Origin of the sequence: Streptomyces sp. BBFR2, assembly GCF_044497305.1 — a bacterium.
In the GTDB taxonomy this organism is placed as follows: Bacteria; Actinomycetota; Actinomycetes; order Streptomycetales; family Streptomycetaceae; genus Streptomyces.
The window spans coordinates 967,584-985,055 of sequence record NZ_CP172415.1; the positions used below are offsets into that span (position 1 = coordinate 967,584).

General features: G+C 73.0%; 16 protein-coding genes. 6 read left to right on the top strand and 10 right to left on the bottom strand.

All coding sequences use genetic code 11. The features are described 5' to 3' along the window. Positions 1-159: 159 nt before the first annotated feature. Positions 160-492, top strand: coding sequence for an STAS domain-containing protein (locus ACGH2B_RS03460; protein ID WP_399083859.1), 333 nt, complete (start codon positions 160-162; stop codon positions 490-492). 301 nt (positions 493-793) lie between these two features. Here the strand turns inward: ACGH2B_RS03460 and ACGH2B_RS03465 are convergent, their stop codons facing one another. Both ACGH2B_RS03465 and ACGH2B_RS03470 read right to left on the bottom strand, forming a co-directional pair. Then, positions 794-1,531 carry an SDR family NAD(P)-dependent oxidoreductase gene (locus tag ACGH2B_RS03465; protein ID WP_399083862.1) on the bottom strand — a complete coding sequence of 246 codons (738 nt, stop codon included), beginning with the start codon at positions 1,529-1,531 and terminating at the stop codon, positions 794-796. A gap of 349 nt (positions 1,532-1,880) precedes the next feature. Next, positions 1,881-3,077, bottom strand: a complete 1,197-nt coding sequence (locus tag ACGH2B_RS03470; protein WP_399083865.1) for a glycosyltransferase — start codon at positions 3,075-3,077, stop codon at positions 1,881-1,883. A gap of 265 nt (positions 3,078-3,342) precedes the next feature. Between ACGH2B_RS03470 and ACGH2B_RS03475 the strand changes: the two genes are divergently transcribed. The 5 genes from ACGH2B_RS03475 to ACGH2B_RS03495 all read left to right on the top strand — a co-directional run bounded on the left by ACGH2B_RS03475 (position 3,343) and on the right by ACGH2B_RS03495 (position 9,894). Then, positions 3,343-3,789 (top strand): RrF2 family transcriptional regulator, encoded by a 447-nt coding sequence (locus ACGH2B_RS03475; protein WP_399083868.1) that lies wholly within the window; start codon positions 3,343-3,345, stop codon positions 3,787-3,789. Positions 3,790-4,012: 223 nt separating this feature from the next. Beyond that, the gene (locus ACGH2B_RS03480) at positions 4,013-5,371 is read left to right on the top strand and encodes a globin domain-containing protein (protein ID WP_399083871.1); all 1,359 of its coding nucleotides are present in this window, start codon (positions 4,013-4,015) and stop codon (positions 5,369-5,371) included. Positions 5,372-6,036: 665 nt separating this feature from the next. Next, entirely contained in the window at positions 6,037-7,623 is a 1,587-nt protein-coding gene (locus tag ACGH2B_RS03485; RefSeq protein WP_399083874.1) for an alpha/beta fold hydrolase, read from the top strand. Positions 7,624-7,797: 174 nt separating this feature from the next. Further along, positions 7,798-8,562: a TetR/AcrR family transcriptional regulator gene (locus tag ACGH2B_RS03490; protein ID WP_399096663.1), complete on the top strand. Its 765-nt coding sequence runs from the start codon at positions 7,798-7,800 to the stop codon at positions 8,560-8,562. A 21-nt stretch (positions 8,563-8,583) separates the two neighbouring features. After that, positions 8,584-9,894: a cytochrome P450 gene (locus tag ACGH2B_RS03495; RefSeq protein ID WP_399083878.1), complete on the top strand. Its 1,311-nt coding sequence runs from the start codon at positions 8,584-8,586 to the stop codon at positions 9,892-9,894. Between the two features lie 26 nt (positions 9,895-9,920). Here ACGH2B_RS03495 and ACGH2B_RS03500 read toward each other — a convergent pair whose 3' ends face one another. The 8 genes from ACGH2B_RS03500 to pcaD form a co-directional block, all read right to left on the bottom strand. Further along, positions 9,921-10,796: an amino acid ABC transporter permease gene (locus tag ACGH2B_RS03500; protein WP_399083881.1), complete on the bottom strand. Its 876-nt coding sequence runs from the start codon at positions 10,794-10,796 to the stop codon at positions 9,921-9,923. After that, positions 10,793-11,437, bottom strand: coding sequence for an amino acid ABC transporter permease (locus tag ACGH2B_RS03505; protein ID WP_399083884.1), 645 nt, complete (start codon positions 11,435-11,437; stop codon positions 10,793-10,795). The genes ACGH2B_RS03500 and ACGH2B_RS03505 overlap by 4 nt, the downstream gene beginning before the upstream one ends. A 14-nt stretch (positions 11,438-11,451) precedes the next feature. Beyond that, positions 11,452-12,378, bottom strand: coding sequence for a glutamate ABC transporter substrate-binding protein (locus ACGH2B_RS03510; protein WP_399083886.1), 927 nt, complete (start codon positions 12,376-12,378; stop codon positions 11,452-11,454). A gap of 14 nt (positions 12,379-12,392) precedes the next feature. Next, positions 12,393-13,136 carry an amino acid ABC transporter ATP-binding protein gene (locus ACGH2B_RS03515; protein ID WP_399083889.1) on the bottom strand — a complete coding sequence of 248 codons (744 nt, stop codon included), beginning with the start codon at positions 13,134-13,136 and terminating at the stop codon, positions 12,393-12,395. Between the two features lie 244 nt (positions 13,137-13,380). Further along, positions 13,381-13,824, bottom strand: coding sequence for a DUF6278 family protein (locus ACGH2B_RS03520; protein WP_399083892.1), 444 nt, complete (start codon positions 13,822-13,824; stop codon positions 13,381-13,383). 444 nt (positions 13,825-14,268) lie between these two features. After that, complete coding sequence (locus ACGH2B_RS03525) at positions 14,269-15,048, bottom strand: exodeoxyribonuclease III (protein ID WP_399083895.1); 780 nt, start codon at positions 15,046-15,048, stop codon at positions 14,269-14,271. Positions 15,049-15,090: 42 nt separating this feature from the next. Continuing rightward, on the bottom strand, positions 15,091-15,732 hold the full coding sequence (locus ACGH2B_RS03530) for an MBL fold metallo-hydrolase (RefSeq protein ID WP_399083898.1): 642 nt from the start codon (positions 15,730-15,732) through the stop codon (positions 15,091-15,093). A gap of 60 nt (positions 15,733-15,792) precedes the next feature. Next, complete coding sequence (pcaD, locus tag ACGH2B_RS03535; protein WP_399083901.1) at positions 15,793-17,070, bottom strand: 3-oxoadipate enol-lactonase; 1,278 nt, start codon at positions 17,068-17,070, stop codon at positions 15,793-15,795. Between the last annotated feature and the right edge of the window lie 402 nt (positions 17,071-17,472).

Consider the following 17,472-nt stretch of genomic DNA (forward strand, 5'->3'; position numbering starts at 1 on the left):
CGCCCCGGCCACTCGCCCCGCCGCCGCCATGACCTATGCCCCGAGTTCACCCCTCTTTTCCCTGCTCGCCCCTTTCACCCCGCGTCTCCGCCCTACGCTGTGAAACGTCGCCCCGCGGACACCCGGGGCTCCGCGCACCGAGGCACGGAAGGAGTCCTCATGACCGCCACCCCCGTGACCACCGCTCCCGTGACCGCCGCGGGCGAGGCCGTCGTCGCCCTCGACGGTGAGCTGGACGTCCTCACCGCACCCGGCGCAGCCGTACGGCTCGCCGCGGCCGCCGCGCACCACGACCGGCTCCATGTCGATCTGCGCCGGGTGACCTTCATGGACACCACCGGCCTCGCCCCGCTGACCCGCACCGCCCGTACGCTGCGCGGCCGAGGCGGCGGCGTCACGCTCACGCTCGCCGCCCCGTGCCTCCTCCGGCTGCTCCGGCTGACCGGCGCCGCGCCCCTCTTCGACCGGATCGACGCACCGGCCGCGCCCTGAGACGCACCGGCCCCGGGCTCCGGGCCGCACCGTGACACGTGCCACGGTCCGCGAAGCCCTCTTCGGACGGATACACCCACCCCAGTGGTTTATCGTTCAATTGGAAGCGGGTGTCGCAGTGCCGCCCGGGCCGCCGTCCCCCCGGCCGCCCGGAAGCTCCGGCCGACGACCCCGTGAGCCGGGCGCCACGCGTAACCGGCCGCCCCGGCCGGATTCCCCCGTCCGGCCGGGGCTTCCCCTCCCCCGCGAAGCCCGCCGCAGGCCACGCCCGGCGGCTCACCCCCGGCGCCGGAAGCGCGCCTCACCGCAGATACGACGCCCCGTTCACGTCCAGCACCGTGCCCGAACTCCAGACGGCCTCCGGCGAGGCGAGATGGAGGACCGCCGCGGCGATCTCCGCGGGCTCGGCGACCCGCCCGAAGGGGCTCTGGTTCCGTACGTCCTCGGTGAGCCGGTCGGCGACCCGTTCGGTGGCGACGAAGCCCGGCGCGACCGAGGCGACCGCGATGCCGTACGGCGCCAGATGGACGGCGAGCGACTGCCCGAGGGCGTGCAGTGCGGCCTTGGAGGCGCCGTACGCCGGGTGATCGGGCTCACCCCGGTAGGCGCCGCGGGAGCCGATGTTGACGATGCGGCCGGACACCGCCCGGTCGATCATGTTCCGCGCGGCGCAGTGGCTGACGTGCGCGGCGCCGAGCAGATTCACGTCCACGATCTCCCGCCAGGCATCCCGCCACTCGTCGAACGGGGTGGTGGCCGCCGGGTGCGGGCGGTTCACCGCCGCGTTGTTGACCAGGACGTCCACGCCGCCGAGCCCGTCGACGGCGGCGGCGACCACCGCCGCGGCGCCCTCCGGCGTGGCGAGGTCGCCCCGGACCAGCACATGTCCGCTGCCGTGCAGCGCGCCGAGCGCCTCCCGGGCCGCCGCCTCCCGCGAGGCGTAGTGCAGCGCGACCCGGTCACCCTGGGCGGCGAACCGCTCGGCGACCGCCCGCCCGATACCACGCGAGGCACCGGTCACCAGCACCGCGCGGCTCACCGGACACCCCCCGCGACCGCGCCGCGACGGGACGACAGCCGGGCAAGGCCCCCGTACCGCCACCGGGAAAGCTGACCGGACCGCTGCATGGACACGCTCCACCTCGCCGTTTCCCCCGCCGGACGCACGGGGGTTGACCGTCAGCGATCGTAAAGGATCACTTCCGCCCCGAGGTGAACGCACGGAGGTGCCGACGAGGAGGAACGGCAAGGGCACGGCCGCTCCGGCACACGCCCCGACCTGCCCCTTCGCCCCTCCGGAGAGAGCGGGGAAGCCCCCATGGGGGAGGGCAACCGGTAGGGCCACCGCCGGACCCGCGCACGGCAACGGGCCCGGCGGCACGCTCCGTTCAGCGCGGCTGCTGCACCAGCTTCTCCAGGTCCGCGGCTGCCTGGCCGACCTCCGGCAGGGCGAGTGCCGCGCGCTGCGCCCGGCGGACCCGGGTGGCGACGTCGCGGTCCGCCAGCAGCTCGCGGCAGGCGGCGGCGACGGCGTCCGGCGTGACCTCGGTGACGTGCCGGCCCAGGCCCAGTTCGGCGACGCGTTCGGCGTTCTGCGTCTGGTCGCCGAAGTTCGGCAGCACCGCCATCGGCGTCCCCGTACGCACCGCCTCGCGAACGCTGTTGTAGCCGCCGTGGGTGATGAAGAGGTCGGCACACTCCAGCAGCAGCGGCTGGGCGAGACGGTCGACGAGCCGGACGTGCGGGGCGGGCTCGACGCCGTCGAGCGGAACGCCGCCGGTCGCCACGATCGCCGAACACTCCAGTTGCGACAGCGCCTCGACGGTCGCCCGCAGCATCTCCGCCGGGTGCGTCATCCCGACCGGCAGCGGAATGCCGCTCTCCATCATCGTGAGGATCATGGGCAGCGCGGTGCCGCACGCCGCGAACACCAGCGGCCGGTCCGCGGGGAGTCCGGCGACCCACTCCGGCAGCCCGTCCGTACGGTCCACCAGCGTGGTCTGCCGGTAGGCCCGCACCTGCGCGGGGAACCGGCCGAACGTGTACTCCTGCGGCAGGTAGTCGAACCTGCCGTACGGGTAGAGCGACCCGGCGTCCTCCCGCTCGGGCAGGCCCAGCTCCCGGCGCATCGCATTGAGGTTGGGCAGCAGCTCCGCCGGATCGACCATGTTGACCAGCCCGGACGGGATCGGGAGCTGCGGGATGCCGAGCTTCTCGGCGAGCAGCACACCGGCCATGTCCATCCCGTCCCGGAGGATCACATCGGGGCGGATCGCGGCCGCCCGCTCCGCCAGCACCTCGTACATCGCGCGGGCGTGGGCGCCGGTCAACTGGTCGAGCATCCGCGCCAGGTGGTCGCGGGCCGCGGTCTCCGCATCGGCCTCGGCCCCGTCGGCGGGCGGCGGGGGCGGGGTCATCCGCGGCAGGCAGGGGTCCAGGGTGACCGCGTCGGCGCGGAAGACGGGCGCCGTCTCGGGGGTGGCGGTCACGGTGACCGCGTGCCCGGCCCCGGCCAGCGCGCGGGCCAGCGGAAGCATGGCCCGGCCGTGGGACGGCGAGCCTATCGAGGTGCACAGAACACGCATGGGGTCCTCATTCTCTTGACGGTGGCCGTGACAACCGCCGGTCGCCGTGGCTCGCCGTCGCGTCGGGCAGCACCGTGAACCGCGTCACGCGCATCCCCCCGCCGCGGTCCGCACCCCACCGACCGACTCATGATCGACGGTAAGGAGGCCCTGTTCAGCGCGTCAAAGCAGCGCCGCACGGCCCGCCGGGATCGAGCCATACCTTCCGTCGCGGCCACACTTCTCGAAATTGGTATCGGAGATGCCATTTATGTACGGTGAGGCCGTGCGCCTCACCAAAAGCACCGACATCGCCCTGCGGATCGCCATGCGACTGGCGGTCATCGAGGACGGCGGCGACGCCCCGACCACCCGCGAGGTGGCCGCCGCGGTCGACGTCCCCTACACCCACGCGGCCAAGGTGGTCAGCAAACTCCAGCGCCTCGGCGCGGTCGAGGCGCGACGCGGCCGGGGCGGCGGCCTGACGCTGACCGACGCGGGACGCACGGCCTCCCTCGGACACCTGGTCCGGGAGCTGGAGGGCGTCCATGACGTCGTCGGCTGCGAGGACGGTACGGGCTGCCCACTGCGCGCCGGCTGCCGGCTGCGCGCCGCCCTGCGCACCGCCCAGGAAGCGTTCTACGCCTCCCTCGACCCCCTCTCGGTCAACGACCTGATCGAGGCCCCGACCGGCCCCCTGCTCCTCGGCCTCTCCCCCCGGCCACCCGGCTGACCTCGCACGACCGGCCGCGAGGGACCGGAACCACCGGAGCGGGCCGACCGGCCGCCCCGGCCCCGGAGCCACCACCCGGCCCCCCGCACACACCCCGCCCCTCCACCGCCACGGCGCGCCCCCACCCCTCCCGTCGCCCAAAAATACGCATCTCACATGCCTATTTGACGGTGCCGAGGTACCCCATCCCCCTCCCTCCCCTCCCGAACCGCAGGAGTCCGCCATGTTGTCGCCGAAATCGGCCGAGACCGTACGTACCACCCTGCCCGCCGTGGCCGCTTCCCTCGGCGAGGTCACCCCGCTCTTCTACGAGAAGCTGTTCGCCGCCCACCCGGAGCTGCAGCGCGATCTGTTCAACCGCGCCCACCAGGCCGACGGCGCGCAGCGCGAGGCACTCGCCGGATCCATCGCGGCGTTCGCCACGTATCTCTTGGACCATCCCGGCGAGCGGCCGGACGCCCTCCTCGGCCGGATCGCGCACAAGCACGCCTCCCTCGGCGTCCGCGAGGACCAGTACCCGATCGTCCGCACCCACCTCTTCGCCGTCCTGGCGGAGGTGTTGGGCGACGTGGTCACCGATGAGGTCGCCGCCGCATGGGACGAGGTGTACTGGCTGATGGCGAACGGCCTGATCGCCGCCGAACGGCGCCTGTACGCGGCGTCCGGCGCGCCGGACGGCGACACCTGGCGCACCTACCGGGTCGCCGGGCGGGTGGCGGAGACCAACGACGTCGCGACGTTCTCCGTCCGGCCCGCCGACGGCCGGCCCGTACCGCCGTCCCGCCCCGGGCAGTACGTCTCCGTCCAGGTCGAACTGGCCGACGGCGCCCGCCAGATACGCCAGTACAGCCTCTCCGGACAGCAGGACGGCGCGCTCCAGTTCTCCGTGAAACGGGTACCCGCCGGAACGGACGCCGCCGCGCACCCCGCGGGCGAAGTCTCCGGCCATCTGCACGACCACCTCCACGAAGGCGACACGCTGCGGCTGAGCGCGCCCTTCGGCGAGGTGACCCTCGACGAGAGCGACGCCCCACTGCTCTTCGCGACCGCCGGCATCGGCTGCACCCCCGCCATCGGCATGCTCTCCCACCTGGCCGCCACCGCCTCCTCCCGCCGCGTCATCGCCGCCCACGCCGACCGCACCCCCACCACCCACGCCTTCCGCGACGACCTCCGCCACCTCATCGGCAAACTCCCGAACGCCACGGCGGAGGTCTGGTACGAGCACCCGGAGGCCGCCGCCGGGGCGGACACCACGGCGGACGCCGGGGCCGGCGCCACCGGGCCGGTCAGCGCCGGGCCGGTCAGCGCCGGGGCGGCCGACGCCGATGCGGGCGGCCCCGAGCCGCTCGACTCGGACACCACAGGGTTCGGCGGGGCGGCCCCCTCCGGCGCCCGGCAGGAGCCGACCGTCCGACAGGGACTGATGGACCTCGGCGTACTGGAGATCCCGCCCGGCACGATCGCCTACCTGTGCGGCCCGGTGCCGTTCATGAAGGCGGCCCGCGCACAACTGCTGGCCGCGGGGGTACGCCCGGCAGACCTGCACTACGAGGTCTTCGGACCGGACGTGGGGCTGTGAACGGACGGGGTTGACCCCGGAGGGGAGAACTTGCTCCGAAACAGGCCGACTTGGAGCGTTGCCCGGGGCGGCGGCCCTGAGTCGGGGGCCGTCCCGACCAGGGGGCAGCCTGGGCCAGGGCCGTCCCGACCCAGGGCGGCCCTGACCTGAGACCGTGCACCTCTCCCCCTCGGCCCGGGGCGCCCCTGAGCCGGGGCTGTCCCAACTCGGGGGCGACCCCGACCTGAGACCGTGCGGCTGCCCCTCCCCCGACCCGGGGGCGACCCCGACCTGAGACCGTGCGCCTCCCTCCCCCGACCCGGGGCACCCGCGACCGCCCCTCGCCCGAGCCACGCGCAGCCCCGCCGGCCACCTCGCCCTCGTCACCGCCCCCATTCCCACTCCCGCTTGCCCTCCCGGCAACCCCCGAAGGGGCCCGGCATGTTGGCTGTCGGACCCGGCGAACAGCGCCGCCCTCGCTCGCATCCCCTCCGGGCGTTACCCACACGTAACCTACTCACGGGTTACCACCGGTAATTCCCGCGTCGTACCCTCCTGACCACCTCGTACGTCGGGTGCCGCGTCTTTCGGCGGGCGCCCGGGGCCGCCCGCTCCTCCGCTTCGGAGGTGGCCGGGCCCCGCCGGGCGGGGCACGTCCGGCGGCACCTCATGGTCTGGAGCAGAAGATGACGTCCTCCCGCACGGCCCTGCGCGCCGCGACCGCCGCCGTCTGCGCCGCGGCGCTCGCCACCACGACGCTCACCGCGGCACCGGCGGCGGGGGCGGTCACCACCGGACAGAGCCGCGCCGCGGCGCCCGCCGTGCGGTTCACCGACATCACCGGCGACGGCGGCGTCACACTGAAGGCCAACGTCGCCCTGCCCGCGGACGCGGACGGCTCCCGGCGGTATCCGCTCGTGGTGCTGCCGACGAGCTGGGCGATGCCGCAGGTCGAGTATCTGGCGCAGGCGCAAAAACTGGCCGCGTCGGGCTATGTCGTCATCGGCTACAACGTGCGCGGATTCTGGCAGTCGGGCGGGGAGATCGAGACGGCGGGGCCGCGCGACATCGCGGACGCCTCCAAGGTGATCGACTGGGCGCTCGCGCACACCCCCGCCGACCCGGCGAAGGTCGGGATGGGCGGGGTCTCCTACGGCGCGGGCATCAGCCTGCTGACCGCGGCGCACGACAAGCGGGTCCGCGCGGTCACGGCGCTCAGCGGCTGGGGCGACCTCATCGACTCCATCTACAGCGGTCGCACCCAGCACCTCCAGGCGGCGGCGATGCTCGGCGCCAGCGGCGCGCTGACCGGACGGCCCGGGCCGGAACTCCGTACCGTCCTCGCGGACTTCCTCGGCTCGAACCTCGCCAAGGAGAAGGACATGATCGCCTGGGGGAAGAAGCGCTCCCCCGCGACCTACCTCGACCGGATCAACGCCAACGGCGCCGCGATCATGCTCGGTAACGCCTGGGGCGACTCGCTCTTCCCGCCGAATCAGTACGCCGACTTCTTCGAGAAGCTGAAGGGGCCCAAGCGACTGGAGTTCCGCCCCGGCGACCACGCCACGGCCGAGGGGCTCGGACTCTTCGGGCTGCCCAACGACACCTGGTCGCACGCCCGGTCGTGGTTCGACCACTACCTCAAGGACGCGGACAACGGCGTCGACCGCGCGGCACCGGTGCAGCTCAAGTCCCGCTCGACGGGCTCCTACGAGGGCTACCGCAGTTGGCGGGAGGTGTCCTCGGGGCAGCGGCGGATCGCGCTCGACGGCACCCGCACGCTCCGTACCGGCATCGACTCCGGCGCCGACGGCGGGCTGATCTTCCTCTCCAGCATGCTGGATCAGTTCCTCCGCCTGCCGCCCACCGCCTCGATCCCGCTGCTGCCCCGCTCGCTCGCCGCCGTCTGGCAGTCCGCGCCCTACCGCACCACCCAGCACATCCGCGGCACCGCGACCCTGCACACCACACTGACCGGCACCGCGGAGAGCGGCACCGCCGTCGCCTACCTCTACGACGTCGACGCGCTCGGCATCGGCCGGCTCGTCACGCACGCGCCGTACACCTTCCACGGCAAGGCGCCCGGCGTCTCCTTCGGCGTGGATCTGGACCTCGTCTCCACCGCGTACGACGTGCCCGCCGGGCACCGGCTCGCGGTGGTCGTGGACACCGCCGATCCGCTCTACATCGCGCACAATCCGCGCGGTGCGAAGCTCACCCTCTCCTCGCCGGACTCCGACCCGTCGTCCCTCTCGGTACCCGTCCGCGACTGATCCGCCCATCGCTCCGCTCCCCCCGCAGCGCCCGACCACGCCCCGGCGGCGCGTCACTACAGAACGTTACAAGCGCCCACTGACAACGCCCTCGCGCGTCCAACAAGTCAGGCATGGCCGGAAGTTGACTGTCCGGACGGAGAAGGCCGCCGTACTTTTGACGCCGTGACCAGAATGGAAATCTGGTCACGGCTCGGGACGGAGGCAGTGATGGAACAGTCGGGGCGCGGGGAGCGGATCCTCCGGGCGGCGGGGGAACTCCTGGTGGCCTGGGGCTACCGGCGGGTGACAACCGACGAGATCGCCCGCCGCGCCGGCGTCGGCAAAGGCACCGTCTACCTGCACTGGAAGACCAAGGACGCACTGCTGCTCGCGGTCCTCCTGGACAGCAAGAACGCCGCGCTCCAGCGGCAGTTGGAGCGGCAGCGGGAGTGCCCGCTGGAGGTGCTGCCGAGCCGGATGGCGCGCGGCTACTTCCGCGACTTCCTGACCAGCCCGGTCCTGCGCGCCCTGCACACCGACGACACCAATGTCCTGGGCCGTCTCAACGACATCGCCGCCACCGAACTCGCCGAGCTGACCGCCCACACCAACCGGGCCCTCCTCGATCATCTGGAGATCCTGCGCACCCACGGTCTGGTCCGCGACGATCTCGCCACCACCGACCAGCTCCACACGTTCACGGCGGTCCTCAGCGGTTTCTTCACCACCGAGGTGCTGCTCGACGGGCGCGTCCCGGAGACCACCGGGAGCCGCGCCGACCTGCTCGCCCGCACCCTGCGAGCCGCACTGGAGACCCCCGCCGGCTCCGCCGCCGACCCGGGCGACCTGCCCGGCGTCCGGTCGGCCGCCGCCCTGGCCGCACCCGCGGTCACCGCGCTGTACGAACGCATCGCCCAGCTCAGCGCCGAGGAAATGCGCCGCCGGCTGCGCGACTGACTCCGACCGGAGGAGACCACGATGTCAGCGAAGACGTCCACTGACCGGCTCACGGCGCCCGCAGCGCTCACCGCCCACGTCGGCAAGCACCCGGGCGAGCCCAACGTCATGGAACCCGCCCTGCTGTACGACCCGTTCGGCGGCTACGGCGCACTGCGCGAGAAGGGGCCGGTGCTCCCCGGCCGGTTCCTCGACGACTCACCGATCTGGTTCGTCCTCCGCTTCGACGAGGTCCGCGAGGTGCTGCGGGACCCGCGGTTCGCCAACAACCGCGCGCACGCCCGGGGCAGCGCCGAGGACGACGACCCGATGGCGAGGACGATGGACACCTTCGGCGTCCCGCCGGAGCTGAACCGGTACTTCGCCGACTCCATCCTCAACAAGGACGCGCCGGACCACTCCCGGCTGCGCCGCCTGGTCTCCCGCGCCTTCACCGCGCGCCGGATCAACGCGCTGCGGCCCCGGGTGGAGGAGATCGCGGACGATCTGCTGCGGCGGCTGCCCGAGCACGCCGAGGACGGCGTCGTCGACCTCGTCGAGCACTTCGCCTACCCGCTCCCGATCACCGTGATCTGCGAACTCGTCGGCATCCCGGAGGAGGACCGGCCGCAGTGGCGCTCCTGGGGCACCGACCTGGCGTCGCTGGAGCCGGGGCGGCTGGGCCGCTCGATGCCGCAGATGATCGAGCACATCCACGATCTGATCCGGCGGCGCCGCGAGGCGCTCACCGACGATCTGCTCAGCGATCTGATCCGGGCGCACGACGAGGACGGCGACCGGCTCAGCGACGTCGAGATGGTCACCATGGTGCTCACGCTGGTCCTGGCCGGCCACGAGACCACCGCCCACCTCATCACCAACGGCACCGCCGCCCTGCTCACCCACCCCGACCAGTTGCGGCTGCTGCGCGAGGACCCGGATCTGGCGCCCCGCGCGGTGCATGAGCTGATGCGCTGGTGCGGCCCCGTCCAGGGCACCCAACTGCGGTACGCCACCGAGGACGTGGAGCTGGGCGGGGTGCGGATCGCCAAGGGGGACGCGGTCCAGTTGATGCTGGTCTCCGCCAACTTCGATCCGCGCCACTACGACGACCCCGACCGGCTGGACCTGACCCGCCACCCGGCGGGCCAGGCCGAGAACCACGTCGGTTTCGGCCACGGTATGCACTACTGCCTCGGCGCGGCGCTGGCCCGCCAGGAGGGCGAGGTGGCGTTCGCCAAGCTGCTGGCGCACTATCCGGACGTGGCGCTGGCCGTCGCGCCCGAGGAGTTGCGGCGCATCCCGCTGCCTTCGAGCTGGCGGCTGACGGCGCTCCCGCTCCGGCTGCGCTGACCTGCGGTTTCCCGGCGCCGTCGCGGTCACTCCCGCGGCGGCGCCGGGTGCTGTCCGGCGCCGGGCAGCAGCGTGCCCGGCTCCGTCGGCCCGACCTCGGCCGCCTCCACCTTGGGGTTGCGGCGCTGCCGCCGGGAGACCCAGGTGGCGAGCGCGGAGAGCAGCATGCACAGGCCGATGTAGATCGGCGAGATGATCATGACGACGGGGATGAACGGCAGGTCGTAGTCGAGGTTGGACGCGATCAGCTTGCCCGCGTGCAGGAACTCCTCGTACGTGATGAGGAAGCCCAGCGAGGTGTCCTTCAGCGCGACCACGAGCTGGCTGATGATCGTCGGCAGCATCGCCCGGACCGCCTGCGGGACCAGGACGTGCGTCATGACCTGCGTCTTGCGCATCCCGAGCGCGTGCGCCGCCTCGCCCTGGCCGCGTTCGACGGCGTTCACCCCCGTACGGAAGACCTCGGCGAGCACCGAACCGTTGTAGAGGGTCAGGCCCGTGACCAGCGCGACCAGCGGTTCGGCCTTCAGCGCCACGTACACGAAGAAGATCATGACGAGGACCGGCATGGCGCGGAAGAACTCCACCAGGAGGGTGGACACCCAGCGCACCGCGCGGTGGTCGGAGAGCCGCCCGGACGCCAGCACCGCGCCGAGGACCAGCGACAACGCCGCCGCGTAGACGAACGCCTTGAGGGTGTTGCCCAAGCCCTTGAGCAGCAGTTCCTGGATTCCCTTGTAGACGAAGGGCGTCCACTTCGCGGCGGTGAACTGGCCGGTGTCGAAGAGGAGATACAGGATCCAGCCGACCAGGGCGAGCAGGACGGCGGTGGCGGCGATGCCGTAGGTGCGGTGGCGGCGCCGGGTGCGCGGCCCGGGGACGTCGTAGAGGGCGGTGGTCATCGGGCGACTCCCCAGCGCTTCTCCAGCACGTTGAAGAGCGCGCTGATGGTCAGGGTCACGAGCAGGTAGCCGACGGCGATCCAGACGAACGACCAGACGATGCTGTAGCCCAGCTCGTTGAGGGTCTTGTAGGTGCCGAGCAGTTCGACGACGCTGAACGACCCGGCGATGGCGGAGTTCTTGGCGAGCGCGATGAGCGTCGAGCCGATCGGCGGGATCACCGAGCGGAACGCCTGCGGCAACACCACGTCCCCGAGGGTCTGCGGGAAGGTCATGCCCAGGCTGCGGGCCGCCTCGCCCTGCCCCCTGGGCACGGTGTTGATGCCGGCGCGCACCGCCTCGCAGATGAACGCCGAGGTGTAGCAGCCCAGGGCGAGGACGGCGAAGAGCTGGAACGGCAGCACCAGCCCGAACCGCGGCAGCCCCAGCACCACCGCGAAGAACAGCAAGGTCAGCGGGGTGTTGCGCAGCACCGTGACCCACACCGTGCCGAAGACGCGGAGCGAGGCGACCGGCGCGACCCGGAACCCGGCCATGACGATGCCGAGGACGAGCGCCAGCAACGAGGCGTAGACGGTGAGTTCGACGGTGCCGAGGAGGCCCTTGCCGTAGAGCGAGAAGTTGTCGAGGAGAACGTTCATCGGTCGGTTCCTTCTCAGCCCGGGTAGCGGTCGATCGGCGGCGGCTTCGGCGCCGGCGCGCCGGACAGGCCCAAGGTCGCCTCGAACGCCTTCTTCCAGTCGCCGTTCCGCTCCCGGGCGGCGAGCGCGTCGTTCAGGGCCATCCGCAGCGCGGTGTCCCGGCGCGGGACGCCGATGCCGTACGGCTCCTTCGAGAAGGGTCGGCCGACGACCTTCAGCTCGTCGGGCGCCTTCGCCGCGTAGCCCAGCAGGATCGCGTCGTCCGTGGTGACCGCGTCGACCTGGAAGGTGAGGAGGTTGTCGACGCAGATGGAGTAGGTGTCGTACGCGACGAGGACCGCCCGGGGGTACTCGGACTGGATGCGCTGGTAGGGCGTGGAGCCGGCGGCCGAGCAGACGCGCCGGCCGGCCAGGTCGTCGGGGCCGTGGATGTCCTTCTCGTCGGCGCGGACCAGCAGTCCCTGCCCGGCCATGTAGTACGGCCCGGCGAAGCCGACCTGCTTCTTGCGCATCGCGTTGATGGTGTACGTGCCGACGTAGAGGTCGATCTGGCCGTTCTGGAGCGCGGTCTCGCGGTTGGCGGAGGAGATGGTGCGGAAGGCGATGGTGGCCGGGTCGAAGCCCAGGGAGGCGGACATCATCCGGGCGATCTCGATGTCGAAGCCGGAGTAGCGGCCGCTGGAGGGGTCGCGTTCGCCCAGGTAGGGCTGGTCCTCCTTGACGCCGATGACGAGGTGGCCGCGGCGTTCGGCCCGTCGCCAGGTGGGTGATGCGGGCAGCCGGAAGCCGGTGGCGACGGCGTAGTGCGGCAGTTGTCCGGCGCTCGGGCCCTTGGCGGGCGGGCTGCCCTCCCGGCCGCAGGCGGCGACGGTGAGGGCGAGTACGGCGAGCAGCAGGGCGACGGCGGTGCGGTGCGGGCGCCGCCGGTGGGAAAGCTCCATCTTCGCGCCCCCGTTCAGTGCTTGAGGATCTTGGAGAGGAAGTCGCGGGCGCGTTCGCTGCGCGGCGCGGTGAAGAAGTCCTCGGGTGCGCGGTCCTCGACGATGCGGCCGTCGGCCATGAAGACCACGCGGTTGGCGGCGGAGCGGGCGAAGCCCATCTCGTGGGTGACCACGACCATCGTCATGCCGTCCCGGGCGAGCTGCTGCATGACCTCCAGGACCTCGTTGATCATCTCCGGGTCCAGCGCCGACGTCGGCTCGTCGAACAGCATCACCTTGGGGTCCATCGCCAGGGCGCGGGCGATGGCCACACGCTGCTGCTGACCGCCGGAGAGCTGGGCGGGGTATTTGTCGGCGTGCGCGGCGAGGCCGACGCGGTCGAGGAGTTCGCGGGCGCGCCGGGCGGCCTCGTCCTTCTTCTGCTTGCGGACCTTGATCGGTGCCAGCGTGATGTTGTCGAGGACGGTCTTGTGCGCGAAGAGGTTGAAGGACTGGAAGACCATGCCGACTTCGGCGCGGAGTCCGGCGAGCGCCCGGCCCTCCTCGGGCAGCGGGGTGCCGTCCAGGGTGATGGTGCCCGATTCGATGGTCTCCAGGCGGTTGAGGGTCCGGCAGAGCGTGGATTTGCCGGAACCCGAGGGGCCGATGACGACCACCACCTCGCCGCGGCCGACGGTGAGGTCGATGTCCTGGAGGACATGGAGTTTTCCGTAGTGCTTGTTGACCCCGCGCAGTTCGATCAGCGCCTCACCGGCCATGCAGTCTGCTCACTCTCATCATCCGTACAGCGGAGAGTGTGCAACTTACCGGGACATATCCGGCAGTTTTCCGCTGACACGCACGGTGGCGGTGAGGAGAGTGGAATCGGCGGGACGGTGCCGGACCGGGCCCGGGTGCCACGGCCCGGGGGCGCGACGGGGCCGTGGCGGAAGGCGCGGCGGGGCCGTGTCCGGGGCCCGTCCGCCGTCGGGGCGCGGTCGCTCCGGGAGCGTCCGTCCGCGGTCAGCGCTCCGCGACCTCCGCGTAGAGCTGCGAGAGTTCCGGCGCCCCGTCGTCGGCCCATTCGTGTCCGGCGGCCACCACATCGATCTCCCGGCCGGATGCCAGGGCCACCACCGGCTGCCCGTCCGGCCGGATCCGCCACCGTGTGCCGGGCACCGTACGCACCAGGACCGTGCCGAGGTAGAGGCCCGCGTCGTTGCCGAGCCAGGGCAGCACCTCCGGGTCGTCCCGCCACACCGGCTGGAGTTGGTCGAGGGCGGCCAACGACGCGGCGGAGTCGTCGAGTTCGACGCCCGCCCGGCCGGCCTCGGCACGCAGCAGCTCGCATTCGGACAGCAGCTCGGCGACGGCGCCGGGCTCCTCGCGCACCGCCTCCGCGAGCGGGGCCGCCGTACGCCGCTCGCCCGAGCCCTTGCGCCACTTGTCCAGAAAATGCAGGTTCATGGGGTGCAGGGTCCCACCCGCCCGCCGGGCCCGGCCACAGGCGCGCGGCGAACCGCCGGCCACCGCCCGCCCTCCCGGCGCCCTCTCCTTCTCCCCTCTTTCACGGCGCTCCGGTCCGGGCTGCGGATCCCCCGGCCCTCGTCTCACGCCGGAACGACCGCTTCAGCAGGGGGAGTCCGGGGCGGTCCGGTGCCGTGGCAGACCGCGCGGGCATCTCTCGTATCCACGCTTCACGGGGAGGGCAGCAGCCGATGCGCGTACGGCATCCGCGTACCGGCCGGGCGCCGCTCACCAGCACGGCGACGCCGCCCACGGCCACGGCGAGCGCCGCCCCGGCCCGCCGCACCCGGCCCGCACCGGCCCCGTATCCGCCGGTCAACGGGGCCCGCGCGCCCGGCCGTTGAACGCCGCCACGGCACCAGCGCGGTGGGCGGCGGCTCTCTCTCAGAGGTCCAGATCGACCACGACCGGCGCGTGGTCGGACGCGCCCTTGCCCTTGCGCTCCTCGCGGTCGACGTAGGAGTCCGACACCGCTGCGGCGAACGCGGCGTTGCCGTAGACGAGGTCGATGCGCATACCGCGGTTCTTCGGGAAGCCGAGGGCGCGGTAGTCCCAGAAGGTGAAGGGGCGGTCGTACTTGAGGGCACGGGGCAGCACATCGCTCAGGCCCGTGGAGCGCAGGGCGGCCAGCGCCTCGCGCTCAGCGGGGGTGATGTGCGTCTGGCCGACGAACGCCGCCGGGTCCCAGAGGTCGTCATCGGTCGGGGCGACGTTGAAATCGCCGAGGACGGCGAACGGGCGGCCGCCCGCCGCGTCCTCGGCGACCGCCGTCCGCAGCGCCGCCAGCCACTGGAGCTTGTAGGCGTAGTGCGCGTGGTCGACCTCGCGGCCGTTGGGCACGTAGACCGACCAGACACGGACCGGACCGCAGGTGGCGGAGACGGCGCGGGGCTCCTCGGTGCCGTCGTACGCCGGGCCGCCCGGCAGACCGGAGACGACGTCTTCCAGGCCCACCCGGGAGACCAGGGCCACGCCGTTCCACCGGCCGGTGGCGGTGACCGCGGACTCGTACCCCAGCTCCCGCAACTGATCGGCGGGGAACTGCTCCGGGGAGCACTTGGTCTCCTGGACGCACAGCACGTCCGTGCCGGTGCTCTCCAGCCAGGCCAGCAGCCTCGGGAGGCGGGCGGTGATCGAGTTGACGTTCCAGGTCGCGATGCGCATGTCCGCAAACCTACCGCGCACCACCGACAACCGGCCGGGCCGTCAGCCGACGGTGGTGCTCGCCCCCGGGGTGAGGCGGGCGTGTCCGGCACCGCCGAGGTTCTCGATCATGCCGTCGTAGACCGGGCGCGCGTGATCCTGGAGCAGACTGTCGTGGATGTCGAGGGAGCGGGCCGGGGCGACCGCGCGGACGTAGTCGATGACCTCGGAGACCTTGTTCCACGGCGCGTGGACGGGCAGCAGCAGCGTCTCCACGGTGCGGCCCTCGGGGACGGTGAGCGCGTCACCCGGGTGGAAGACCGCGCCGCCGTCGATGAGGAACCCGACATTGGTGATACGGGGGATGTCGGGGTGGATGACGGCGTGCAACTGGCCGTGGACCTCGATGTCGAATCCGGCGGCCGTGAAGGTGTCGCCCTCGCCGACGGTGTGCACCCGGCCCGGGAACGCCGCCGACAACTGCTCGGCGACGGCGGCCAGGGTCCAGATCTCAGCGGCCGGATTGGCCTCCATCCCGGCGCGCAGGCGGCCCTCGTCGAAGTGGTCCATGTGCTCATGGGTCACCAGGAGGGCGTCGGCGCCGACGGCGGCGTCCGCCTCGCTGAACAGTCCGGGGTCGATGACGAGCGTGCGGCCGTCCTTCTCCAGGCGGACACAGGCATGGGTCTTCTTCGTCAGTTCCATACCTGCCATCCTGCCGTCCCCGCGCCGGGTACGCGCCGTCACCCCGGGCCCGCGCGCGGCTCAGTCCTCCGGGGTGGTCTCCTCGCGGATCACCCGCTGGGCGACGGTGAACGCGGCGTTCGCCGCGGGGATGCCGCAGTAGACGGCGGTGTGCAGCAGGATGTCCTTGATCTCGGTGGGCGTCAGGCCGTTGCGGAGCGCGGCGCGGGTGTGCGCGGCGAGGTCGCCGTGGTGGCCCCCGGCGACCAGCGCGGTCAGCGTGATGATGCTGCGGGTGCGCCGGTCCAGGCCCGGCCGGGTCCAGCTCTCGCCCCACTCGTAGCGGGTCACCAGGTCCTGGAACTCGCCGGAGAACGCGTCGGTGGCCTCCTCGACCGCGTCGACGTGGGCGTCCCCCAGCACCTCGCGGCGGATCTTGGCCCCGCGCTCGTAGGCGCTGCCGCGGACCGCCTCCGGCTGGGCGAGCCCCGCCTCGATGGCGGCGGGCGCCGCCTGCGCGGCGGCGGCGAGCTGCGGTTTGGGCGTCGCCGCGCCGATCGCGGCCTGCCCGCCCGCGGACGGCTTGTCGTGCCAGGCGGTGGTGAAGTGCCGGATGAGGAGTTCGGTGACGGCCGCGGGCTGCTCGACGGGGGCGAGGTGGGAGGTGCCGGGCACCAGCGCCAGGCTCGCGTCGGGGATCCCGGCGACCAGGCTGCGGGCGTCGGTGGTCGGGGTGGCCTGGTCCTCGGAACCGGCGACGACGAGGGTCGGCACACCCACTCTGCCCAGCGACGATCTGACGTCGTACGAGGCCAGCGCCTCACAGGCGGCGATGTAGCAGCCCGGGTCGGTGGTCCGCACCATCTGCACGGCCCATTCGACGATGGCGGGCTGGGCGGCGGCGAACCCCGGGGTGAACCAGCGCTCGGGCGCGGTCCGGGCGATCGGGTCGAGGCCGTTGGTCCGGATGACCACACCGCGCTGCCGCCAGGAGTCGGCGGTGCCGTAGCGCGGCGAGGAGGAGACCAGCGCGAGCGAGGTGACGCGCTGCGGGCGGGTGAGCGCGAGCTGGGTGCCGATGGCGCCGCCCAGGGCGCAGCCGCCGTAGCCGAAGCGGTCCACGCCGAGCGCGTCGAGGGTGGCGGCGACCCGGTCGGCCAGTTCGGCGACCGAGGAGGCGGGGTAGGCGGGCGAGCCGCCGTGGCCGGGCAGGTCGAAGCGGATGACCCGCCAGTGGCGGGTCAGCTCGGGGATCTGCCGATCCCACATGTGCCACGTCGTCCCGAGCGAGGCGCCCAGGACGAGGACAGGGGCGTCGGCGGGGCCGTCGATGCGGTGCTGCAGGGTCTTCTCGCTCACCCGCGCCACGCTACCCAGCCCTGACGCGGTCCTGACACCCGGGTCAGGAACTCTGTGACGGAACCGGTGCACTCGGGCCGGGGACCGTGGACCGGTGCGTACGGACCGGTCCACGGCGCGACGCGGCCCGTCCTGCCGCCCCCGGATGTGCGAACGGAAACGCGACCGGCCCACGGCCCCCGGCGCCGGCGTCCGGGACGCGTCGCGCGGGCGGACGGCGCGGGCGGACGCCGGGTGAGGGGTACGGCGGACGTGCCCGTCCGGCCGGAGCGTCGGCGGGCTCTCCGGCCGGGGTGCTGTCCGGATCGCCCGCACGTCGGCATGGCGGGCGGGGGCCGAACTGTCATCGCACCGGGGCGCGGGTGGCCCCGCCGGGCGGCCGGGCCGTGTGGTGGGGCCACC